The organism is Ancylobacter mangrovi (assembly GCF_024752355.1).
GTDB lineage: Bacteria > Pseudomonadota > Alphaproteobacteria > Rhizobiales > Xanthobacteraceae > Ancylobacter > Ancylobacter mangrovi.
In genome coordinates, this window is record NZ_JANTHZ010000010.1 from 134,057 (window position 1) to 154,398 (window position 20,342).

A 20,342-nucleotide genomic window follows, 5' to 3' on the forward strand; every position below is an offset into this window, starting at 1 on the left:
CGTCACGCCCTTGCGATCAGGCCGCGACGGCGCCCAGCGCGGCGTCGATGTCGGCGCTGGTGTATTCCCACTCATTGCCGAAATTCGCGACCACGTCGCGCATGAAGCGCTCATAGTGGCTCTTCGCCAGCGTGGGATTGCCGAAATGGTCGACCAGCATGGCGAAGGCGAGCTGCGCGGGGGCGTGGCCCTCATAACTCCACTCGAAGCCGTCGCGGCTGATCTCGAGCAGGTCGGTGCGCTCCGGCAGCGGTGCGCCGTCGACCGTGACGGCGACGCCGTCGATGGTTCGGTCTCCACGATAGTTCTTCATGTTCGTGCTCTTCTTTCGCAGTGACGGATGGCTGGAAAGGCGGCGCGACCTGAAGGCGTGCGCCGCCCCTGTCTCACTTGGCGCGTCTCACTTGGCGCGTCTCACTCGGCCGCCACCGGCCGGCGCGAGCGCAGGCGGCTGAGGCCGTCGGAGATCGGGCCCCACAACAGCAGCGCGAGGGCGATCACCATCAGGCTGGTCACGAGGCCGTTCTCCCAGAACACCGAGAGATCGCCGCCCGAGCCGATCAGCGCCTGGCGGAACGCGTCCTCCGCCCGATCGCCGAGCACGAGGGCGAGGACCATCGGCGCGAGCGGATAGTCGAGCTTCTTGAACGCGTAGCCGACCACGCCGAAGATCAGCATCAGCCAGATGTCGAACTCGGCATTCGCCACCGTGTAGGCGCCGATCGCGCACATCATCAGGATCACCGGCGCGATCAGCGCGAACGGGATCCGCATGATGGCGGCGAACAGCGGGACGGTGGAGAGCACCACGATCAGCCCGACGATGTTGCCCAGATACATCGAGGCGATGAGGCCCCACACGAAGTCGCGCTGCTCGACGAACAGCAGCGGGCCGGGCTGCAGGCCCCAGATCATCAGGCCGCCGAGCAGCACCGCCGCCGTGGCCGAGCCGGGGATGCCGAGCGCCAGCATCGGCAGCAGCGCCGCCGTGCCGGCCGCATGTGCCGCGGTCTCGGGGGCGATGACGCCCTCGATCTCGCCCTGCCCGAAGCGCTCGCCGCGCGAGGAGAAGCGCTTGGCGAGGCCGTAGCCCATGAAGGAGGCCGCCACCGCGCCGCCCGGCGAGATGCCGAGCCAGATGCCCGCGAGGCAGGAGCGGATGAAGGTGAAGATGTAGCGCGGCATCTGCGCCCAGGTGCGCAGCACCACGATCGGGTCGATCTTGGCGTTCTTGCCCCGGAAGCTCATGCCCTCCTCGAGCGCCAGCAGGATCTCGGAGATACCGAACATGCCGATGACGACGACGAGGAAGTCGACGCCGCTCATGAGCTCGGTCACGCCGAAGGTCATGCGCATGTCGCCGGAGATGGTGTCGATGCCGACGCCGGCCAGGATGAAGCCGAAGGCGAGCGAGACGATGATCTTCGCCTTGTTCTCCTTGCCCATGCCGATGAAGCTGCAGAAGGTCAGGAAGAACACCGCGAAGAATTCGGCCGGGCCGAAGCGCAGCGCGAACTTCGCCACCAGCGGCGCCAGGAAGGTGATGAGCATCACGCCGGAGATGGCGCCAACGAAGGAAGCGGTGAAGGCCGCGGTCAACGCCTCGCCGGCCCGGCCCTGCTGGGCCATCGGGTAGCCGTCGAAGGTGGTGGCGACCGACCAGGGCTCGCCGGGAATGTTGAACAGCACGGCGGTGATCGCCCCGCCGAACAGCGCGCCCCAGTAGATCGAGGTCAGGAGGATGATGGCGCTGGTCGGGTCCATGCCGAAGGTCAGCGGCAGCAGGATCGCCACGCCGTTGGGCCCGCCCAGGCCCGGCAGCACGCCGACCACGATGCCGAGCAGCACGCCGATCAGCATGAACAGCAGGTTGTGGAGCGACAGGGCGACCTGGAAGCCGTCAAGCAGATAGACAATGTTTTCCATGGCGCCCTCAGAAACCGAGCATCGCTTCGAGCGGGCCCTTGGGAAGGGGAACCTCGAACTGCATCTCGAACACCCAGAAGGTGATGACCGGGATCAGCACCGAGGCGGCGAGGATCGTCCACCAGCGGAACGAGCCGAAGGCGATCATGAAGCCGGCCAGGAAGAAGACCGAGGCGACGTAGATGCCGAGATAGCCGATCGCCAGCACGTAGAGGGTCAGCGGCAGCAGGACCATCGAGACCTGCCGGAGCTGCCCCCAGGTGACGAGGATGCCGCGTTCCGCGCGCAGCCCCTGGAAGAACACCACCGCGGAGGCGGCGAGCAGGAGCCAGGCCATGCGGGCGGGGAAGAAGCCGCTCTGCGGCCCGCCGTCCCAGCCGGCGCCGCGCCCGTAGCTGTCCCACAGCACGGCGATGGCGACGGCGCAGAGAAGGAGGGCGACGATGCATTCGACCGCCCGGCGCGAGAGGCCGGACTCGGTCTCGTAGGGTTCAAAGGATGACATGGGCCACTCCAGGCGCATGGACCGGGCCGTCACCGGCGCGGTCATGAAAGGGGCAAGGAGACGGCCCGCGCGTCGGAGGCGCGGGCCGCAGTGCGGCCGGGATCAGTTGGTCGGCAGGAAGCCGGCCTTGGCCATGAGGTCCTTGTGCTTGGCTTCGTCGGCGTTCAGGAAGTCGACATAGTCCTTGCCGGTGCGCACATCGGCCTTCAGCGCGTTGCGCTCGAGATATTCCTTCCACTCGGGCGTGGCGGTGACCTTCTCGATCAGGTCGACATAGTAGGCCTGCTGCTCGGGCGTCACGCCGCTGGGCAGGAACAGGCCGCGCAGCATGTTGTAGGTGAACTTCAGCCCCTGCTCGCCGCAGGTCGGCACGTCGCTCCACGCCATGTCGGTGGTCACCTTGGCGGTGTAGGCGATGCGCTTGGGCGACAGCACGCAGAGCGGGCGCGTGAGGCCCGCGCGCCAGTTGGCGACGTCCTCGGACGGGTTGTTGGTCTCGACCACGATGTGGTTGCCCGCGAGCTGGGTCGAGGCCTCGCCGCCGCTCTTGTAGGGGATGTAGGAGATCGGCGCGCCGAGCTCGCTGAAGACGCCGAAGCTGACGAGCTCGTCCTCGCGCTTGGAGCCGCCGCCGCCGACCTTGAGCGGCGGATGGGCCTCCTTGGCCGCCTTGGCGAGGTCGCTCACCGATTTGATCGGCGACTCCGCGTTCACCCACAGGCCGAATTCGTCCTGCGCCACCATCGCGACCGGCGTGAAGTCGTGCCAGCTCACCGGGATCTTGGTGGCGAGCGGGGTCATGTAGATGGTGCTGGAGGTGGTGATCAGCTTGTGGGGATCACCCTTCGACTTCTTCATCTCCATCATCGCCTCGCCGCCCGTGGCGGCCGGCTTGTTGACGACGATGAAGGATTCCTTCGAGAAGCCGTGCTTCTGGATGATGGCCTGCATGGTCCGCGCCATCTGGTCGGACGCCCCGCCGGGGCCGAACGGCACGATGATCTCGACGGATTTGGTCGGCTCCCAGGCCGAGGCGGCGAGTGTGGACAGCAGCAGGGCTGCGCCGGCAAGGGCAGCTCTTTTCATGGGTGTTCCTCCATTTAGGGCGTGTTCCGTGTGGCGCGTGTAGCCCGCACCTTGGAATGATACTGGATCAAAGCTCTATGATGTGCAACTCATATATTTCGGATATCCTAGTTGCGGACAATGCGCACATGACGTTATCGTGCCAAGCTGGAGGGGCCGGTCCGTGCCCCGAAAATGCCCTGCCCGCACATACCGAGGCGGGGCTCGTGTCGGCGGCTCATGTGCCGTTGCCATGCAAAAAACATATCAGGAGGAAGCACGATGGACAGAGAAATTGGCGGCGCTGCGTGCGACCTTCCCGGCAGCGCGGCGATGCCGCTGCGGCACCTTGCTCGCTGAGGTCCGGGCCCGATGGACGCGTCTACCCATCCCGCCCGCGGGGGCTGGAACAGCCTCGCGCGCAACTATGAGGCCCGCATCGCCCGCGGGCACGCCCTCGTCGGCGGCAAGGTGGTCCCGGCCGACCGGACGACCGCGCTTCTCGAGGCGGTGATCGAGCCGGGCGACCGGATCTGCATCGAGGGCAACAACCAGAAGCACGCGGACTTCCTCGCCCGGGCGCTGGCCGAGGCGGCGCCCGAACGGGTGCACGATCTGCACGTCGTGCAGTCCAACATCGCGCTGGCGCCCCATCTCGACATCTTCGAGAGCGGCATCGCCCGGCGCCTCGACTTCTGCTACGCCGGCCCGCAGGGGCTGCGGCTCGCCCAGCTCGTGGCGGCCGGCAAGGTCGAGGTCGGCGCGATCCATACCTATCTGGAGCTCTACGGCCGCTACTTCACCGACCTCACCCCGCGCGTCAGCCTGATCGCGGCGGAGGCGGCGGACCGCGACGGCAATCTCTATACCGGCCCCAACACCGAGGACACGCCGGCCATCGTCGAGGCGACGGCGTTCCGGTCCGGCGTGCTGATCGCCCAGGTCAACCGCATCGTGGACAAGGTGCCGCGGGTCGACGTGCCGGGCGACTGGGTGAACTACGTCGTCGAGGCGCCGAAGCCGCACTACATCGAGCCGATCTTCACCCGCGACCCCGCCGCCATCACCGACATCCAGGTGCTGATGGCGATGATGGTGATCCGCGGCATCTACGAGAAATACGGCGTCACCCGGCTCAATCACGGCATCGGCTTCGACACGGCGGCGATCGAGCTGATCCTGCCGACCTATGCCGAGGAGCTGGGCCTGCGCGGCAAGATCTGCCGCTACATGTCGGTCAATCCCTGCCCGACCCTGATCCCGGCCATCGAATCCGGCTTCATCGACGCCATCCACTGCGCCGGCTCTGAGCTCGGCATGGAGCGCTACGTCTCCGAGCGCTCGGACGTGTTCTTCATCGGCCGCGACGGCACGATGCGCTCGAACCGCGTCTACTGCCAGCTCGCCGGCCACTATGCCGACCTGTTCATCGGCTCGACGCTGCAGATCGACCTGGAGGGCAACTCCTCCACCGCTACCCATGCGCGCATCACCGGCTTCGGCGGCGCGCCCAATTTCGGCTCGGAATCGCGCGGGCGCCGCCACGGCAGCCCGGCCTGGCTCGCCGCAGGGCGCGAGGCGCACCGCCAGGGCATGCCGCGCGGGCGCAAGCTGGTGGTGCAGATGGTCGAGACCTTCAAGGAAGGGCTGTCGCCGACCTTCGTCGAGCGGCTCGACGCCTGGGACCTGATGGACACGTTCAACATGCCCCTGCCCCCGGTGATGGTCTATGGCGACGACCTCACCCACATCGTCACCGAGGAAGGCATCGCCAACCTGCTGCTCTGCGACAGCCTCGCCGAGCGGGCGCAGGCGATCCGCGCCGTGGCCGGCTACACCGAGGTCGGCCGCAAGCGCGACCGGCAGATGGTGGAGATGCTGCGCGCGCGGGGCGCGGTGGTCTACCCGGAGGACATCGGCGTCGACAAGCGGCTCGCCAGCCGCGACCTGCTCGCCGCCCGCTCGATCAAGGACCTGGTGCGCTGGTCCGACGGTCTCTATGCGCCGCCGGCGCGTTTCAGGAACTGGTAGGAGGACGCGGCATGGAGCGTCTGGAATTTCGTTTCGCCGGCCGGCCCGGCACGCCTGTCGCCGAAACCGGCGAGGCCTTGGTCGGCGTGGTCGGCTCCGGCAATCTCGAGGTGATGATCGAGCGCGTCGACCTCGGCGGCGGATGCCTCGCGGTGGTCGACACATCGATCCACGGCTTCGGCGACACCTGGCAGCAGGTGCTGGCCGACTTCGTCGACCGGCGCGGCCTCGCCAACATCCGGCTGTCCATCAATGACGGCGGCGCGACCCCGGCGGTGGTGGTGCTGCGGCTCGACCAGGCCTGGGCCGGGCTCGAGGAGGGCGAACGATGATCCCCGCCCGACACTCCTTCCAGGAAGCCGGCGCCCGCGCCCGCATCCGCGCCCTGCTCGACGCCGGCACGTTCCGCGAGTTCTGCGGCCCGGCGCAGCGGCACACCAGCCCGCATCTGCCCACCCTCGGCATGCCGGTCGCCTTCGACGAGGGGGTGGTCGTCGGCGAAGGTGCCATCGATGGCCGCCCGGTGCTCATCGCCGCGCAGGAAGGCGCGTTCATGGGCGGGGCGGTCGGCGAGGTGCACGGCGCCAAGATCACCGGCCTGATCGAGCGCGCGCTCGACACGCGCCCCGACGCGGTGGTGCTGCTGCTCGACAGCGGCGGCGTGCGCCTGCACGAGGCCAATGCCGGGCTGATCGCCGTCGGCGAGATCCAGCGCGCGGTGTTCGACGCCCGCGCCGCCGGCATTCCCGTCGTGACGGTGATCGGCGGGCGCAATGGATGCTATGGCGGCACCTCGATCATCGCCCGCTCCTGCGACCGCATCATCGCCAGCGAGGAAGGGCGCCTGTCGGTGTCCGGCCCGGAAGTGATCGAGGCGGTCGAGGGCGTCGAGGAGTTCGACGCGCAGGACCGCGCGCTGGTCTGGCGCACCATGGGCGCCAAGCACCGCCGCCTGATCGGCGAGATCGACGCGCTGGTCGCCGACGACATGGAGGCGTTCCGCGGCGCGGTGTCGGAATCGCTCGGCAAGTCGCGCCCGCTCGATCTCGACGAGTTGGAAGCCGAACATGCGCGCCTCGCCGAGCGCCTCGCCCGCTTCGAGGGCGTCAGCGACGCCCGCGAGATCTGGGCGGCGCTCGGCGTGAACGACCCCGACCGTGTCTCCGAGATCGAGGCGGACGAGTTCAACCGGCTGGTCGCCACCCTCGAAGGAGCCCGAGCATGAACGCCGATGCCGCCCTTTCCGCTCCGCCGGTCTCCTCGACCGAACGGCTCATCGATGCGCTGTTCGACCAGGCGAGCATCTCCCGCGCCGGCCCGCTGGTGACCGGCACCGGCACGCTCGACGGGCAGGCCATCGCCATCCTCGCCACCGCCGAGCGCGCGCAGATCGGCGCCGACCTCGCCCTCGCCATGGCCCGCAATGTGCTGGACGTCATGCGCGAGGCGCCGGGGCGGCCGATCCTGATCGTCGTCGACAATAGCGGCCACCGGCTCGGGCGCTGGGACGAGCTGATGGGCAACAATGGCTATCTCGCCCATCTGAGCACGTGCCTCTACCTCGCCCGCCGGCGCGGCCACCGCGTGATCGGCCTCGTCAACGAGCTCGCCGTGAGCGCCGGCTTCATGGCGCTTGGGATGGCGACCGACGCCTGCTACGCCATGCCCGAGGCCGAAGTGCGGGTCATGGCGCTGAACGCGATGTCACGCGTCACCAAGGTGCCGCTCGACCGGCTGACCGAGCTGTGCGCCACCTCGCCGGTGCTTGGCCCAGGCGTCGCCAACTTCATCCGCGTCGGCGCGCTGCGGGGCATCTGGTCGGGCGACCTGTCGGCGCATCTGCGCGAGGCGCTGGCCGAGATGCCGGGCGAGCGCGACACGCGCCGCGAGCTTGGGCTCGAGCGGGGAGGACGCACCCTCGCCCGCGACATCGCCGCCCAGGTGCGTGCCGGAGTGTGAGCCGATGCGGCCCGACCACGGCGCGCGGATCGGCGAGGCGCGGGCCCACCCCTTCCGGGAAGCGCCGTCCTTCGCCCGCCACGATCTCGTCTGGCTCGATCCGGCCTGCGAGGGCGTGCTCGAGGCCGGCCGCGCACAGGACCGTGCGCTGGCGGCGGCGTGGATCCGGGCCGGGCGCCCGCTCGTGGTCCGGCGTGACGAGCAAAGCCCCGCGCCCGCCGGCTCGGGATGGCTCGCCCTCGGCCTGCCGCTGCCGACCCGGTTTGACCGGCGCCGCATCGGCCTGCGCGTTCCCGAGGCCATGATCGTCCGGCGCGGCCGCATGCCGCTTCTCGCCGAGGCCGGCCCGTCCGCCTTCTCCGGCTGGCGCGCGCTTCTGCGCGATCTCGCCCGCGACCTCGCCTCGTGCGGCGCCACGGTGCGCGTCTATGGGTCGCTCGGCTGGCAATATCTGACCGGAGAAGGCTATCTGCATCCCGCCTCCGACATCGACCTGCTGATCGAGCCCGGCGCGAGGCTCGACCTCCATCGCCTGCTCGCCGTGCTGGGAGAGGCGGCATGGGCCGACCGCCCGCGCCTCGACGGCGAGATCAGGCTGGCACCGGACCGCGCGGTCGCCTGGCGCGAACTGCTTTCGAACGCCCCGGAGGTGCTGGTGCGCGAGCTCGACGGCCTGTCGCTGGTCCCGCGCGCGGCGGCGCTGCGCGAATTGCAGCCGGGCGTCCCGGCATGACGGGCGCTCTTCCTGCGTCCGCCCTGCCGAGCCCGCTCGAGGAGGCAGCAGCCGGGATTGACCGCTGCGCCGTCTGGGCGCTGGAGATGGAGGTCCGGCTCTTTCCCAAGGCCGGGCTGGTGAGCTTCGTCGACACCGGCAGCCATGACGACATGGACGCCGGCACTTTCCGGCGCAGCGCCGCCGCGCTGAAGGGCTATTTCGGCCGCATGGCCGAGGCCGGCGCGCGCGGCGCGCCCTTCGCCGAGATGAAGAGCCTCGGCATGGCGGCCGAAGCGCGGATGTTCGCCGCGACCGGCGGCATCAACACCCATCGCGGCGCGGTGTTCTCGCTTGGCCTGCTCGCCGCCGCCACCGGGCGGCAGGGCACGCCGGCCACCGACAGCGCCGTGGCGCGCAGCCGCGACCTGTGCCGCGCGGTCGCCTTGTGGGGGCCCGACATTCTCGCCGCGCGCCCGAGCGTCGATGCGAGCCACGGCGCGCAGGTCCGCGCCCGCTATGGCGCGGCAGGCGCCCGCGAGCAGGCCGCAGCGGGATTCCCGGTGCTGCGCAACCATGCCCTGCCCGCCTTCGATGCCGTCTTCGATCGCGGCGGCGATGTCGAGCGGGCGGGGCTGCAGGCCTTCTACGCCACCATCGCCGTGCTCGAGGACAACAACCTGCTGCACCGCGCCGGGCCGGACGGCCTCGCCTTTGCGCAAGGCGCGGCGCGGGACTTCCTCGCGCGCGGCGGCATGCTGGCGGCGGACGGCTATGGTCGGGCGCGGGCGCTGCACGAGGCGTTCGTCGCCCGACGCCTCAGCCCGGGCGGCGCGGCCGATCTCGTGGCGGCCGTCCTGTTCCTCGCGGCGGTGACCGGGCGCGTGCCGCCGCGGACATTCGCATGGCCGTGATGCTGCTGTGCCCGGGCCAGGGCAACCAACACCCGGCGATGTTCGAGCGCCTGCGGGACGAGGGGCCGGCGCGCCCGGTCCTTGACCTCGCCTCCGAGCGCCTCGGCGTCGACCTCCGGCGCCTCGGCGGCGCGGACGACAGGCTGGATTATGCCGATAACCGCACGGCGCAGATCCTCCTCACCGCCCACTGCCTCGCGGTGCGCGCCGTGCTCGGGGCGGAGATCGGCGACATCTGCATCGGCTACAGCGTCGGCGAGATCGCGGCCGCGGCCTGCGCGGGCTGCCTCGACCCGGTGGCGAGCTTCGATCTGGTCGAGGCGCGGGTGCGCTGCATGGATGCGGCACGGCGCGACAGCGGCCTCGAACAGGGCATGATGGCGGTGATCGGCATCCCGCTGGCGCGCATCGCCACCTTCGCCGACGAGGCCGGCCTCGCCATCGCCATCGTCAACGGTCGCGATCACGTGGTGCTCGGCGGCGCTGCCGGCGTACTCGATAAGATCGAGGCGGAACTCGCCGCGCGCGGCGCGCACACGGTGAAGAGGCTGCCGGTGCGGGTCGCCTCGCATACGCGCTTCATCGCCTCGGCCGGACCGGAGTTCCGCGCGGCGCTGGAGGCCGCGCCGCTTCGCACGGCGCGCCTGCTGATGCTCTCAGGGATCGACGGGCGCACCATACGGGTGAAGGACGAGGCCGTGGCCGCGCTCTCCGAGCAGCTTCACACCCGGCTCGACTTCCGCCGCTGCCTGGAGCTCGCCGGCGAGCGGGGCGTGGGCTGCGCGGTCGAGATCGGCCCCGGCCACAGCCTGACGCGCCTGTGCGCGGAGGTCCTGCCGCAGGTCGCCGTGCGCCCGTTCGAGGATTTCCGTTCGCCCGCCGGCCTCCTGAAATGGATCGAGCGCGCGTCGCGGGGCTGAGCACGCCGGCCGGGAGCCCTCCCGCGCCTCAGACGGCGGCGGTGACGAGGATCTCCACCCGGCAGGCCGGATTGTTCATCTCGACCTTGCCGCAGCAGCGCGTCGGCGTCCGGCCGGGCACCACCCATGCGTCCCAGACCGCGTTGAAGGCCGCGAAGTCCTCCATGGTGCGCAGCCAGACCTGCGCTGTGAGGATCCGGCCGCGCTCGGAGCCGGCCTCCTTCAGCAGGTCGTCGATCTTGTCGAGCACCTGCCGCGCCTGCCCGGCGATGTCGAGGCTCATGTCGTCCGGCACCTGCCCGGCGGTGTAGACGATGCCGTTGTGCACGATCGCACGGCTGCGGCGCTGGTTCTGGTCGATGCGGGTCATGTCGTTCATGCCGGACTGCCTTTCGGTTCAATTCTGCGTAGCGGGTCCGCCGGCCGGCGTGCCGTAGCCGCCGCCACCCGCGGTCTCCATCAGGATGCGGTCGCCGGCCTTGAGCACGCGCGGCTCGGTGGGATCGACCTGCGTCCCGTTGATGACGAGGCGCCCGGGCTTGCCCGAACCGCCACCCGCAAAGCCCGCCGTGGGGGATTTGAGCTGGGTCATCAGGAACGAGGTCATCACGTCCGAGGCGTCGGGCAGGATCTCGAACTCGAAGCTGATGCCCCCGCCCCCGCGATGCTGGCCGGCGCCGCCGCTGCCGCGCCGGATCTCGCGCCGCAGCACCCGGATCGGCGCCAGGTTCTCCATCATCTCTACGGGCGTATTGCCGAGATTGGCGGGGAAGCTCAGCGCCGAGAAGCCGTCGCGCCGCGCCGTCGCGCCCTGTCCGGCATTGAGGAAGTTCACCACCGCGAAGCGCTTGCCGCGATACTCGCCCGACATGGTCAGCGAGGAGTTCGGCGAACCCGCCGCCCACACCTTGTCCGGCAGCACGTCCGCCAGCGCCTTGAACACGGCGGCCGGCAGCAGGTGGCCGATCGCGCTGCGCCCGCCGGACGCGGCCGGATAGGTCGGGTTCAGCAGCGAGCCGAGCGGCGCCGTGGTGGAGATCGGCAGGAAGCTGCCTTCGTTGTTGGGAATGTCGGGGCAGAGCAGCGCCTTCAGGCCGTAGACCGTGTAGGCGAAGGTGTAGATCGGCACCACGTTCAGCGCGTGGGGAAGCTGCGGACTGGTGCCGGCATAGTCGATCGAGATCTCGTCGCCCTTCACCGTCAGCTCGCACTGGATGACGATCGGCTTGTTGTCGAAGCCGTCATGCTGGACGGTCGAGCGATAGACCCCGTCCGGGATGGCGCGGATGGCGTCGCGCATCGCCTTTTCCGAGCGCGCGCGCACCTCGGCGCCGAGCGCGTCGAGATCGACCGTGTCGAGCAGGCCCTGCAGGCGCTCGCCCATGGTCCGGCAGCCGGCGACCTGCGCCCAGACATCGCCCATGCCCTGCTCCGGCACGCGGATATTCTGGGTGATGAGCTCGATCAGCACCTCGTTCGGCCTGCCGCCGTCGAGGAGCCGCATGAGCGGGATCTGCAGGCCTTCCTCGTAAATCTCGCGGCTCGAATTGGAGCGCAGCTTGCCGCCGATGTCCGGCAGGTGCGAGACCACCGCCGCGAAGGCGACGAGCTCGCCGCGGTGGAAGATCGGCGTCGCCGTCGTCACGTCGTGGACGTGGCCCGAGCCCTTCCACGGATCGTTGGTGATGAACACGTCGCCCGGCTTGATCGTCTCGGGCGGGAACTTGTCGAGGAAGTGCCGCACCGTCGCCGGCAGGCAGCCGATGAAGCCCGGCAGCGACATGGTCGACTGCGCCAGCGAGCGCCCCTGCGCGTCGGTGAGCACGATGGCAAAGTCGTTGCCGTCGCGCACCAGGGTCGAGAAGCAGGTGCGCACGAAGGCCGCCGAGGCCTCGTCGACCACGCTGATGAGGCGCTTCCAGAGGATCTCGAGCTCGATCGCGTCGAAGCCGCCGTTGCTCCGCGCATCCGTGACGGAGGCCGCGTCGGCGGGACGTTCTGCGGCGAGGTTGTCCATGTCAGTCGAACTCCTTGATCGTCACGGCGACGGTGAGGTCCGGCCGGATGGTGACGTCGGCCTCCACGGCGACGACGATGGTCGACTCGCGCTCCTCAAGGATCAGCGGCCCCTGCAACGTGCGGCCCGGCTCGATCGAATAGCGGTCATGTACCGGGACCGGGCCGAAGCCGCCCTTGAGCGGCAGGTAGATCTCGCGGCGGCCGGTCGCGCCCTGCGAGGCGCCGTCCCCGCCGCGCACGCGGTTGTCGCCCCATTCGAAATGGTGGCCCTCGCTCGGCGCACGCCCGACCAGGCGCCAGGTGATGACCTGCGGCGCCGCGTTGGGGACGAGCCGGCCGTAGAGCCGCTCGTACTCGGCCTCGAAGGCGGCGAGCAGCACGCCCGCCGTGGCCGGCGAGACGCCCTCATAGGGGATCGACACCGAAAGCTCGGCGCCCTGCCCGTAATAGCGCATGGCCGCGCCGATCACCCATTCGACATCCTGCGCGCCCGCCTCGGCGAGTTCGACCTCGCTCTGCCGGCGCAGCGCGGCGAGGTTCTCCTCGACCTGCGCCCAGTCGACATCGGCGAGGAGCTGCGGGTTCGACCAGGCGCGGTCGATGCGCGCCGGCGCGGCCAGCATGCCGAGGCACGAGCCGGCGCCGGCGGCGATCGGGATCAGCACCCGCGGGATGCGCAGCTTGCGGGCGACTTCCACGGCATGCACCGGCCCGGCGCCGCCGGTCGCGACCATGGTGAAGTCGCGCGGATCGAGGCCGTTCTCGGCGATGTGGATGCGCGCGGCGCTCGCCATGTTCTCGTTGACGACGTTGCAGATGCCCCAGGTCGCCTCCAGCGGGCTGACCTTCAGTTCGCCCGCGAGCCGCGCCATGGCGGCGGTCGCATTGGCGACGTCGAGCGCCATCTCGCCGCCGAGGAAGTTGTCCGGGCTGAGGTAGCCGAGCAGCAGGTCGGCATCAGTCACCGTCGGGTCGGTGCCGCCGCGCCCGTAGCAGGCCGGCCCCGGCACCGAACCCGAGGATTCCGGCCCGATATTGAGCAGGCCCAGCCGGTTGCAATGGGCGATCGAGCCGCCCCCGGCGCCGATCTCGATCAGCTCGATGCTCGGGATCAGGATCGGCAGCCCCGACCCGCGCTTGAAACGCTCCACCCGCGCGCATTCGAAGCTGTGCGCGATCGGCGCGTCGCCGCCCACGGCGACGCAGGCCTTGGCGGTGGTGCCGCCCATGTCGAAGGCGAGCACCTTGTCGATGCCGCTCTGCCGCGCGGTGTTGAGCGCCGACATCACCCCCGCCGCCGGGCCCGATTCCAGCAGCAGGATCGGCGACTGCGCGCCCGATTCCGCCGAGCTGAAGCCCCCGCTCGACACCATCACCCGCAGCGGGATGCCCGGACGGATCGCGGCGATGCGCGCGTCAAGCTCCTGCAGGTAGGTCGCGACCAGCGGCTTCACGTAGGCGTTCGCCGCCACCGTCGAGGTGCGCTCGAATTCCTTGATCTCGCGCGCGAGATCGGAGGACAGCGACACCGACAGCTCCGGCAGCGCCGCCTTCAGCCGGGCCTCGATCGCCTTCTCGTGCTCGGTGTTGACGTAGGAATGCAGCAGCGAGACCGCGACGGATTCCACCTCGAGCCCGCGCAGCGCTTCGACCATGCGGGCGAGCTTGTCCTCGTCGAGCGGGTCGAGCACTTCGCCGCGCGAGTCGAGCCGTTCGGCCACCTCGACGCGATCACGCGCCTCGATCAGCGGCTTGGGCAGCTCGATGTCGAGATCGTAGATGTCGTAGCGCCACTCGCGCCCGATATCGAGCGCGTCGCGCATGCCGCTGGTGGTGACGAGCCCGGTCTTCGCGCCCTTGCGCTCGATCAGCGTGTTGGTGATCAGCGTCGTGCCGTGCACCACCTCCGCCAGCGCGGGCGCCGCCTCAGCGCTGCCATAGGACTGCTCGACCTGGCGCAGCAGGTCGCGGATCACCGTCGTCACCGCCTCGCCCGGATCGGCCGGCGTGGTGGGCGACTTCGCCACCCAGATGCGGCCCTGCGGCGAGAGGGTGGCGACGCCGTCGGTGAAGGTTCCGCCGATATCGACGGCTATGCGCAACGTATTGTCGAAAGCGACAGGCTTGTTCATCTCGATCGTCGTTTCTGAACGGAGAGAAATCGGTGCTCAGTAGGCAATGGTGATGAGCCGTTCCTCGGTCATCTCGCGGATGGCGTAGGCGGGCCCTTCGCGGCCGAAGCCGCTGTCCTTCACCCCGCCGAACGGCATCGCGTCGACCCGGGCGCTCGACGCCTCGTTGATGTGCACGCCGCCGAAGCGCAGAAGGCGGGCGGTCCTGAGCGCGGTGCTGATGTCGGAGGTGAACAGCCCGGCCGAGAGGCCGAACGGGCTGGCGTTCGCCCGCGCCACCGCCTCGCCGACATCGTCGAACTCGATGACGCTCACCACCGGCGCGAAGATCTCCTCGCACACGACGCGCATGCTCTCGTCCACCCGGTCGAGCACGGTCGGCTCGAACACCGAGCCTTCATGCGTGCCGCCGGTAAGGATGCGCGCGCCGCCCGCCACCGCCTCGCGCACCCAGGAGGCGGCCCGCTCGGCATGTTCGGGGGTGATCATCGGCCCGATGACGACCGAGGGATCGGCCGGATCACCGGCCTTGGCGGCGTGCACCGCCTCGACCAGCCTCGGCACGAAGCGCCCCGCGATGCGACGGTCGACGAACAGGCGCTGCACCGAGGTGCAGACCTGCCCGGCCTTGCGGAAGCCGGCATTGACGATCTTCGGGATCGCCCGCTCGATGTCGGCGTCGTGGCACACGATGGTGCTCGCGATGCTGCCGAGCTCGAGCTGCGTGCCGCGCAGGCCGGCGGCAGCCTGGATCTCCCGGCCCACCCGCGTGCTGCCGGTGAAGGCATAGAAGGCGATGCGCGGGTCCTCGAGCAGCCGCCGGCCGATCGCCGAACCCGGCCCGTGCAGCAGCGCCAGCAGCTCGGGCGGCAGCCCGGCGTCGATCAGCGCGCGGCACAGCTCGACCGCCGAGAGCGGGGTGTGGTTGGAGGGCTTGATCACCACGGCGTTGCCGCCGGCGAGCGCGGGGGCCACCTTGTGCGCCAGCACGTTGAGCGGCGAGTTGAACGGGGTGATGGCGCAGATCACTCCCCGCGGCACGCGGATGGTGAAGCCCAGCCGGTCGCGCACGCCCGCGCCCGCTTCCATCGGTACCAGCTCGCCATGCAGTCGCTTGGCCTCTTCGGCCGAGAGCTCCAGCGTCTGGACGCAGCGGCGGACCTCGTTGTCGCCGTCGGCGCGGGTGAAGCCGGCCTCGTCGCGCATCAGCGCGATCAGCCTCTCGCTGCGCTCCTCCACCAGCCGCGCCGCGGCGGAGAGGATGCGGTAGCGTTCATAGGGCGCCAGCGTCGAGGCCTCGACGGCCGCCAGCGCGCCCGCCACAGCCTCGTCGACCTGCTCGGGCGAGGCGACCGCCATCTCGGCGAACACCTCGCCGCGGAACTTGTCGACCAGCCGGTCAGTCGAGACGCCGTCGACCCAGCGGCCGCCGATGAGAAGCTTGGACATCGCTACACCCGCCGGTCCGTCACGCGCTGGCCTTGAGGCCGTTCATGAAGTTGAGGCGGATCTTCACCGGGTCGCGCTCGGTGACGCCGGCGGGCTTGGTCTGGTCGATCTTGGCCACGATCAGCCACGGCCCGTCTTCCGTGAACGCGCGCCCGACCAGCGCATCGAAATGCTCCTCGTCGGCGGCCCACTGCGCCTGCTTCAGCCCGGCCCCCTTCGCCATCTCGACGAGGTCGACGGTGGAGGAGGTCAGGGTCTTCTGCGCGCCGGTGATGTGGTAGGCGCCATTGTCCCAGATGATGATGGCGAGGTTCTTCGGCGCCACCGACGCCACGGTGCCGAAGCTGCCGAGCTGCATCAGGATCGAGCCGTCGCCGTCGAGCGCGAACACCTTGCGCTGCGGCTGGGCGATGGCGACGCCCAGCGCGATCGGCGTGGCGAGACCCATGCTGCCGAGCATGTAGAAGTTCTGCGGCCGCTGGCCGCTCGCCCACAGGTCGAAATTGGTGTGGCCGATGCCGGCGACGACCGCTTCCTCGGACTTCAGCTTGGCGACCAGCCGGCGCGTGAGCGCGGTGCGGTTCAGCAGGACGGCGCCGTCGCGGGTGACGTTGGGCTCGATGTTCGACATGGATCAGTTCCCCTTCACGCGGCGCGCTTGGTCAGCAAGGGCGACAGGATGAGGGCCGCCGGGGCCTGGGTCGCGAAGGCCTGCCGGACCATGCCGTCGACCACGAACTCGACATGGGCCCGCTCCTGAATGGCGAAGTGCTCGATGCCGAGGCTCTGCAGGACCGGGCGCATGGTGCGGCAGACGATCGCCTGCCCCTGCTGGAACTCGCCCAGCGTCCCGCGCTCCGAGATCATCAGCAGCAGTGGGATCTGGAACGGGCAGGCGAGCGAGGCCAGCGCATTGACGATGGTGGCGAAGCCGCTCGTCTGCATCAGCGCGATGCCGCGCTTGCCGGCCATGTAGGCGCCGGTGACGATGGCGACCGCCTCCTCCTCGCGCGCCGGCGCGACCACGGTGAAGAACGGGTCGGCCTCGATGAGCCGGATCAGGCGCGAGAGCACATTGTCGGGAACGTAGGTGACGAGACTGACCTCGTTCGCCTTCAGGACGCGGACGACAATCTCTTCCCAGGTTTCATTCGTCGTTTCGCCAGACATGCCTATTCCAGCTCCAGATTTCGCAAGAGACCGCAGTGTCGGCCGACGACGACGTAACTGCCCGCATCGCGGGGACGGGACCCCGTGCTGCGGGAACGACGTTAGCGGGCGCCATTTGTCGGCACAAATTGTGAATTTTTGTCCATTATTAGTTTAATACGATAAATGGTTGCTGCGGCGAATGCCGGGTTCGGGGCGATTGGATGGAAGCGGATATAGGTATAAAATTACCTCATTCTGCCTGCCACAAAGCTCGCGCCGCCCCGCAGACCGCCTCAGCCCGGCTTTGCCTCCTCGGGCGGCGCGGTGAGGAAGCTGCCGCGGCCACTGGCGAGCAGGCGGCCGGCCTCGTCGAAGATCGACGCCTCGCAGCTCGACACCTGCTTGCCGAGCCGGATCACCCGGCCCCGGGCGACAAGGTCGCCCTTGATGGCGATGCGGTGGTAGTCGACGCGCAGGTCGATGGTGAGCACGGGACGGCCGATCGAGTTCATCAGGGCGAAATTGGCGGCGAAGTCGATCAGCGCGGCGTGGATGCCACCCTGGGTCTGGCCGATGCCCGGATTGGCGACCCATTCCGGGCGCCAGCGCGCCTTCGCCTCGATCGTGTCGTCGCCGAGCGAGAGCACCTCGATGCCGAGCCAGGACAGATAGGGGCTGCGGTCGACGATCGCCTGCACGTCCGCCGCCGTCTTGCCGAGTGTGCGAACGCTCATGCCCCTGCCCCTTCCTTCCGCGCCCCGGCGCCCGCTTCCTCACGCATCCGCCGCGCCTCCGCCTCCAGGAAGCGGCGGTCGATCTTGCCGACGCCGGTCATCGGCAGCGCGTCGAGGAACGTCACCCGGCGCGGATACTGGTAGGGTGGCGCGTTGCGCAGCGCGTGCTGCTTGACCTCCTCGTCGGTCAGCGACGAGCCGGACCGCTTCACGAGGAAGGCATAAGGCACGGTGTGCTTGATCTCGTCCGGCGCCGGCACCACCACGGCCTGCTCGATGTCGGGATGGCGCTCCAGCATCAGCTCCACCTCGGCCGGGTAGATGTTGTGGCCGCTGGAGGTGAACATGTCGTCGGAGCGCCCGACGAAATGGTACCAGCCGGCCTCGTCGCGCCGCAGGATGTCGCCGGTGTTGAACCAGCCCTCGGCATCGAAGCGCTTGGCCATCTGCTCCGGGTTGTTGTGATACCCGTTCATCATGCCGGGCCCGCGCACGTGCAGCGTGCCGAAATCCTCGCTCTCCTCGCCCACCAGCCGGAACTCGTTGCCCGCGATCGGCCAGCCGATCGAATGGCGCGGGCGCGGCGCGCCCTCGGGATGGCGGCCGAACAGCGCGGCGCTGGTCTCGGTGATGCCGAAGATGAGGTTGATCTTGGCGTTCGGGAACAGCTCGGCGACCTGGTCGATCAGCTCGTCCGAGGCCGGCGCGCCGCCCATGGTGGCGAGCCGCACGAAGCCGTAGTCGCGCCCGGCCAGCAGGTCGCGCTGCTGCAGCATCATGGCCAGGATGGTCGGCACGCCCGAGACCACCGTGGTGTGGTAGCGGTTGATCGCCTCGATATAGGGGCGCGCCTCGAACTTGCGCATCAGCACGACCGTGGCGCCGCCGAACAGCACGCACTTGATCGAGTTCATGGCGTGCTTGTGGTAGAGCGGCGCGGCGACGATCATCCGGTCGGCCGGCGAGAAGTCGCGGTCGCGCGAGATCGTCTCGGCCACCCAGCTATGGGCCCGGTGCGACAGCAGCACGCCCTTCGGCCGCCCGGTCGAGCCGGACGTGTAGGGTTGGAACGCCACCGCGTCGTGGTCGGGCACGAAAGGCTCGAGCGGTCCGGGGTCCTTGAACGCGTCGAGCCCGTCCGCGCCGTCGGAATCGACCACCACGACGGGCGTGCCCGCCGGAAGCTTCTCCCGGAGGCCGGCCTCGCAGAACACCAGCTTGATCGCCGAATCCTCGAGGATCCAGGCCAGCGTGTCGGCCGGCAGCAGGATGCCCATCATCACCGGTATCACCCCGGCACGCATCGAGCCGTAGAACGCCTCGAGGAATTCGGTGCGGTTGGAGCACAGCACGCCGACCCGGTCGCCGGGCCGGAAGCCGCGGCGCACCAGCCCGCGCGCCACCGCGTCACAGGCCGCGTGGAAGGTCGGGTAGTCGATCTCGCGCGGGTTCTGCGGGTCGTGCAGGTCGATGATCGCCAGATGGCCCTTGTCGCGGAACGCGCTGCCGAGGCAGCCGAGATTGGGGATGGCACCTGTCATGGGGTCACGATCACCTTGCCGAAAATGCGCCGCTCCTCGAGCAGGGCGACGCCCTCCGCCGCGCGCTCGAGCGGCAGCCGCGTCTCCATCACCGGCTTCAGCCGGCCGGACGCGACATGCTCGAGGCAGGCCACGATGTCGTCCGGCACATAGGCGCGGCTACCGATGATCTCGGTCTCGCGGTGCCACAGGAAGCGGACGTCGATGGAGCTGAGATGGCCGGCGGTCGAGCCGCAGGTCAGGATGCGCCCGCCAACCGCCATGCAGCGCTGGGTCTGGATCCAGGTGTCGCCGCCGGTGAAGTTGACCGCGACGTCGACCCCCTTCTTGCCGCTCGCCGCCCATACGGCGCGGGAGAATTCCGGCGTCTCGACATAGTTGATGATGTGGTCGGCGCCGAGCTCCTTCAGCTTGCGGCCCTTCTCCTCGGAGGAGGTGCAGGCGAAGACCTCGCAGCCGGCCATCTTGGCGAACTGCAGGCAGGAGACGCCGACGCCGCCGCTGGCGCCGAGGATCAGCACCTTCTCCCCGGCCGTGATCCGGCCGCGCGTGAACAGCATGCGGTGGGAGGTGCCGTAAGCGATCGGCAGTGCGGCCGCCTCCTCGAAGCCGACATTGTCGGGGATCTCGATGAGCTGGCGCTGGTCGACGGCGATGAACTCGCACAGCCCGCCATTGCCGTTCTCGCCCAGCACGCCGCCGGTCGGGAAGCGCGGGAACAGCACCACCCGCTTGCCGACCCACGCCGCGTCCACGCCCGGTCCGGCCTCGCGCACGATGCCGGCGATGTCGCCGCCGGGAATGCGCGGCATCTTCGTCGGCATGTCCGGCATGCCGTGCATGACGAACACGTCCATGTAGTTGAGGCCGCAAGCCCTGATCTCGACGAGCGCCTGGCCCTCGCCCGGGACCGGCCGGTCCCACTGTTCGAACCTGAGCTGCTCGACGCCGCCATGGGCGTGCAGGGCGACGACATTCATGGATGCATTCATGGCGGAGCGGATTCCGTCCTCGCTGATCGTTCTTTCGAAATCGATAAGCGGTCGGGAGCCACGCCACAAATTATTAAATCTTTTCGATTGTTCGCCTCAGAAAATATATCCGGCTGAACGCCATCGATGGCCAATTCATTGAATGCATTGACCTATTCCCTCCGCAAGCGGGGCAAAGGGGCGGCCCGGAACTGCCCGGCGGAGGGCAGAGCTGCGCACGGGATGCGCAGGCGCTGGCGCATCTATAGGCACCTGACCGCCCCTCCTGCTATTTATTTTCGTAATCAATCA

At 69.5% G+C, this 20,342-nt stretch carries 20 protein-coding genes; 7 read left to right on the plus strand and 13 right to left on the minus strand.

The window, feature by feature from the left end:
- Positions 1 to 16: 16 nt before the first annotated feature.
- From NVS89_RS19280 to NVS89_RS19295, 4 genes are all read right to left on the minus strand, one after another.
- The gene (locus NVS89_RS19280; protein ID WP_258734384.1) at positions 17 to 313 is read right to left on the minus strand and encodes a DUF6166 domain-containing protein; all 297 of its coding nucleotides are present in this window, start codon (positions 311 to 313) and stop codon (positions 17 to 19) included.
- Positions 314 to 414: 101 nt separating this feature from the next.
- Positions 415 to 1,926, minus strand: coding sequence for a tripartite tricarboxylate transporter permease (locus NVS89_RS19285; RefSeq protein ID WP_258734385.1), 1,512 nt, complete (start codon positions 1,924 to 1,926; stop codon positions 415 to 417).
- Positions 1,927 to 1,933: 7 nt separating this feature from the next.
- The gene (locus NVS89_RS19290) at positions 1,934 to 2,431 is read right to left on the minus strand and encodes a tripartite tricarboxylate transporter TctB family protein (protein ID WP_258734386.1); all 498 of its coding nucleotides are present in this window, start codon (positions 2,429 to 2,431) and stop codon (positions 1,934 to 1,936) included.
- Positions 2,432 to 2,533: 102 nt separating this feature from the next.
- On the minus strand, positions 2,534 to 3,517 hold the full coding sequence (locus NVS89_RS19295) for a Bug family tripartite tricarboxylate transporter substrate binding protein (RefSeq protein WP_258734387.1): 984 nt from the start codon (positions 3,515 to 3,517) through the stop codon (positions 2,534 to 2,536).
- A 351-nt stretch (positions 3,518 to 3,868) separates the two neighbouring features.
- Here NVS89_RS19295 and mdcA point away from each other — a divergent pair, with 351 nt between their 5' ends.
- The 7 genes from mdcA to NVS89_RS19330 are packed head-to-tail and all read left to right on the plus strand — an operon-like array spanning position 3,869 to position 10,032.
- Positions 3,869 to 5,527, plus strand: coding sequence for a malonate decarboxylase subunit alpha (gene mdcA, locus NVS89_RS19300; RefSeq protein WP_258734388.1), 1,659 nt, complete (start codon positions 3,869 to 3,871; stop codon positions 5,525 to 5,527).
- Between the two features lie 11 nt (positions 5,528 to 5,538).
- Complete coding sequence (mdcC, locus tag NVS89_RS19305) at positions 5,539 to 5,859, plus strand: malonate decarboxylase acyl carrier protein (RefSeq protein ID WP_258734389.1); 321 nt, start codon at positions 5,539 to 5,541, stop codon at positions 5,857 to 5,859.
- Positions 5,856 to 6,752: a biotin-independent malonate decarboxylase subunit beta gene (locus NVS89_RS19310; RefSeq protein WP_258734390.1), complete on the plus strand. Its 897-nt coding sequence runs from the start codon at positions 5,856 to 5,858 to the stop codon at positions 6,750 to 6,752. Before mdcC ends, NVS89_RS19310 begins: the two co-directional genes overlap by 4 nt.
- Positions 6,749 to 7,486: a biotin-independent malonate decarboxylase subunit gamma gene (locus NVS89_RS19315; protein WP_258734391.1), complete on the plus strand. Its 738-nt coding sequence runs from the start codon at positions 6,749 to 6,751 to the stop codon at positions 7,484 to 7,486. Before NVS89_RS19310 ends, NVS89_RS19315 begins: the two co-directional genes overlap by 4 nt.
- Positions 7,487 to 7,490: 4 nt before the next feature.
- Entirely contained in the window at positions 7,491 to 8,219 is a 729-nt protein-coding gene (mdcG, locus tag NVS89_RS19320) for a malonate decarboxylase holo-[acyl-carrier-protein] synthase (RefSeq protein WP_258734392.1), read from the plus strand.
- Complete coding sequence (gene mdcB, locus NVS89_RS19325; protein WP_258734393.1) at positions 8,216 to 9,112, plus strand: triphosphoribosyl-dephospho-CoA synthase MdcB; 897 nt, start codon at positions 8,216 to 8,218, stop codon at positions 9,110 to 9,112. Before mdcG ends, mdcB begins: the two co-directional genes overlap by 4 nt.
- Positions 9,103 to 10,032, plus strand: a complete 930-nt coding sequence (locus NVS89_RS19330) for an acyltransferase domain-containing protein (RefSeq protein ID WP_258734394.1) — start codon at positions 9,103 to 9,105, stop codon at positions 10,030 to 10,032. Before mdcB ends, NVS89_RS19330 begins: the two co-directional genes overlap by 10 nt.
- Positions 10,033 to 10,060: 28 nt before the next feature.
- On the opposite strand, the gene NVS89_RS19335 is transcribed toward NVS89_RS19330, so the two are convergent.
- The 9 genes from NVS89_RS19335 to NVS89_RS19375 form a co-directional block, all read right to left on the minus strand.
- Entirely contained in the window at positions 10,061 to 10,411 is a 351-nt protein-coding gene (locus NVS89_RS19335) for a RidA family protein (RefSeq protein ID WP_258734395.1), read from the minus strand.
- A gap of 18 nt (positions 10,412 to 10,429) precedes the next feature.
- Positions 10,430 to 12,049, minus strand: a complete 1,620-nt coding sequence (locus NVS89_RS19340) for a hydantoinase B/oxoprolinase family protein (RefSeq protein WP_258734396.1) — start codon at positions 12,047 to 12,049, stop codon at positions 10,430 to 10,432.
- A 1-nt stretch (position 12,050) separates the two neighbouring features.
- Positions 12,051 to 14,183, minus strand: a complete 2,133-nt coding sequence (locus NVS89_RS19345; protein WP_258734397.1) for a hydantoinase/oxoprolinase family protein — start codon at positions 14,181 to 14,183, stop codon at positions 12,051 to 12,053.
- A 36-nt stretch (positions 14,184 to 14,219) separates the two neighbouring features.
- Positions 14,220 to 15,632, minus strand: coding sequence for an aldehyde dehydrogenase family protein (locus NVS89_RS19350; RefSeq protein WP_258734398.1), 1,413 nt, complete (start codon positions 15,630 to 15,632; stop codon positions 14,220 to 14,222).
- Positions 15,633 to 15,651: 19 nt separating this feature from the next.
- Complete coding sequence (locus NVS89_RS19355; protein ID WP_258734399.1) at positions 15,652 to 16,263, minus strand: thiamine pyrophosphate-dependent enzyme; 612 nt, start codon at positions 16,261 to 16,263, stop codon at positions 15,652 to 15,654.
- Between the two features lie 14 nt (positions 16,264 to 16,277).
- A complete protein-coding gene (locus NVS89_RS19360; protein WP_258734400.1) occupies positions 16,278 to 16,802 on the minus strand; it encodes a thiamine pyrophosphate-binding protein in 525 nt (174 codons plus the stop codon).
- Between the two features lie 275 nt (positions 16,803 to 17,077).
- Positions 17,078 to 17,518, minus strand: coding sequence for a PaaI family thioesterase (locus NVS89_RS19365; RefSeq protein WP_258734401.1), 441 nt, complete (start codon positions 17,516 to 17,518; stop codon positions 17,078 to 17,080).
- Positions 17,515 to 19,059, minus strand: coding sequence for a class I adenylate-forming enzyme family protein (locus NVS89_RS19370; protein ID WP_258734402.1), 1,545 nt, complete (start codon positions 19,057 to 19,059; stop codon positions 17,515 to 17,517). The genes NVS89_RS19365 and NVS89_RS19370 overlap by 4 nt, the downstream gene beginning before the upstream one ends.
- On the minus strand, positions 19,056 to 20,051 hold the full coding sequence (locus tag NVS89_RS19375; RefSeq protein ID WP_258734403.1) for a zinc-binding dehydrogenase: 996 nt from the start codon (positions 20,049 to 20,051) through the stop codon (positions 19,056 to 19,058). Before NVS89_RS19375 ends, NVS89_RS19370 begins: the two co-directional genes overlap by 4 nt.
- Between the last annotated feature and the right edge of the window lie 291 nt (positions 20,052 to 20,342).

What these genes read in the sequence shown, in the direction of transcription:
- NVS89_RS19365 (WP_258734401.1), bottom strand. Translation starts at nt 17,518, where the DNA reads ATGAGCGTTCGCACACTCGGCAAGACGGCGGCGGACGTGCAGGCGATC.
- NVS89_RS19350 (WP_258734398.1), bottom strand. Translation starts at nt 15,632, where the DNA reads ATGTCCAAGCTTCTCATCGGCGGCCGCTGGGTCGACGGCGTCTCGACT.
- NVS89_RS19295 (WP_258734387.1), bottom strand. Translation starts at nt 3,517, where the DNA reads ATGAAAAGAGCTGCCCTTGCCGGCGCAGCCCTGCTGCTGTCCACACTC.
- NVS89_RS19290 (WP_258734386.1), bottom strand. Translation starts at nt 2,431, where the DNA reads ATGTCATCCTTTGAACCCTACGAGACCGAGTCCGGCCTCTCGCGCCGG.
- NVS89_RS19370 (WP_258734402.1), bottom strand. Translation starts at nt 19,059, where the DNA reads ATGACAGGTGCCATCCCCAATCTCGGCTGCCTCGGCAGCGCGTTCCGC.
- NVS89_RS19280 (WP_258734384.1), bottom strand. Translation starts at nt 313, where the DNA reads ATGAAGAACTATCGTGGAGACCGAACCATCGACGGCGTCGCCGTCACG.
- NVS89_RS19335 (WP_258734395.1), bottom strand. Translation starts at nt 10,411, where the DNA reads ATGAACGACATGACCCGCATCGACCAGAACCAGCGCCGCAGCCGTGCG.
- mdcA (WP_258734388.1), top strand. Translation starts at nt 3,869, where the DNA reads ATGGACGCGTCTACCCATCCCGCCCGCGGGGGCTGGAACAGCCTCGCG.
- NVS89_RS19285 (WP_258734385.1), bottom strand. Translation starts at nt 1,926, where the DNA reads ATGGAAAACATTGTCTATCTGCTTGACGGCTTCCAGGTCGCCCTGTCG.
- NVS89_RS19355 (WP_258734399.1), bottom strand. Translation starts at nt 16,263, where the DNA reads ATGTCGAACATCGAGCCCAACGTCACCCGCGACGGCGCCGTCCTGCTG.
- mdcC (WP_258734389.1), top strand. Translation starts at nt 5,539, where the DNA reads ATGGAGCGTCTGGAATTTCGTTTCGCCGGCCGGCCCGGCACGCCTGTC.
- NVS89_RS19375 (WP_258734403.1), bottom strand. Translation starts at nt 20,051, where the DNA reads ATGAATGCATCCATGAATGTCGTCGCCCTGCACGCCCATGGCGGCGTC.
- mdcB (WP_258734393.1), top strand. Translation starts at nt 8,216, where the DNA reads ATGACGGGCGCTCTTCCTGCGTCCGCCCTGCCGAGCCCGCTCGAGGAG.
- NVS89_RS19345 (WP_258734397.1), bottom strand. Translation starts at nt 14,183, where the DNA reads ATGAACAAGCCTGTCGCTTTCGACAATACGTTGCGCATAGCCGTCGAT.
- NVS89_RS19310 (WP_258734390.1), top strand. Translation starts at nt 5,856, where the DNA reads ATGATCCCCGCCCGACACTCCTTCCAGGAAGCCGGCGCCCGCGCCCGC.
- NVS89_RS19340 (WP_258734396.1), bottom strand. Translation starts at nt 12,049, where the DNA reads ATGGACAACCTCGCCGCAGAACGTCCCGCCGACGCGGCCTCCGTCACG.
- mdcG (WP_258734392.1), top strand. Translation starts at nt 7,491, where the DNA reads ATGCGGCCCGACCACGGCGCGCGGATCGGCGAGGCGCGGGCCCACCCC.
- NVS89_RS19360 (WP_258734400.1), bottom strand. Translation starts at nt 16,802, where the DNA reads ATGTCTGGCGAAACGACGAATGAAACCTGGGAAGAGATTGTCGTCCGC.
- NVS89_RS19330 (WP_258734394.1), top strand. Translation starts at nt 9,103, where the DNA reads ATGGCCGTGATGCTGCTGTGCCCGGGCCAGGGCAACCAACACCCGGCG.
- NVS89_RS19315 (WP_258734391.1), top strand. Translation starts at nt 6,749, where the DNA reads ATGAACGCCGATGCCGCCCTTTCCGCTCCGCCGGTCTCCTCGACCGAA.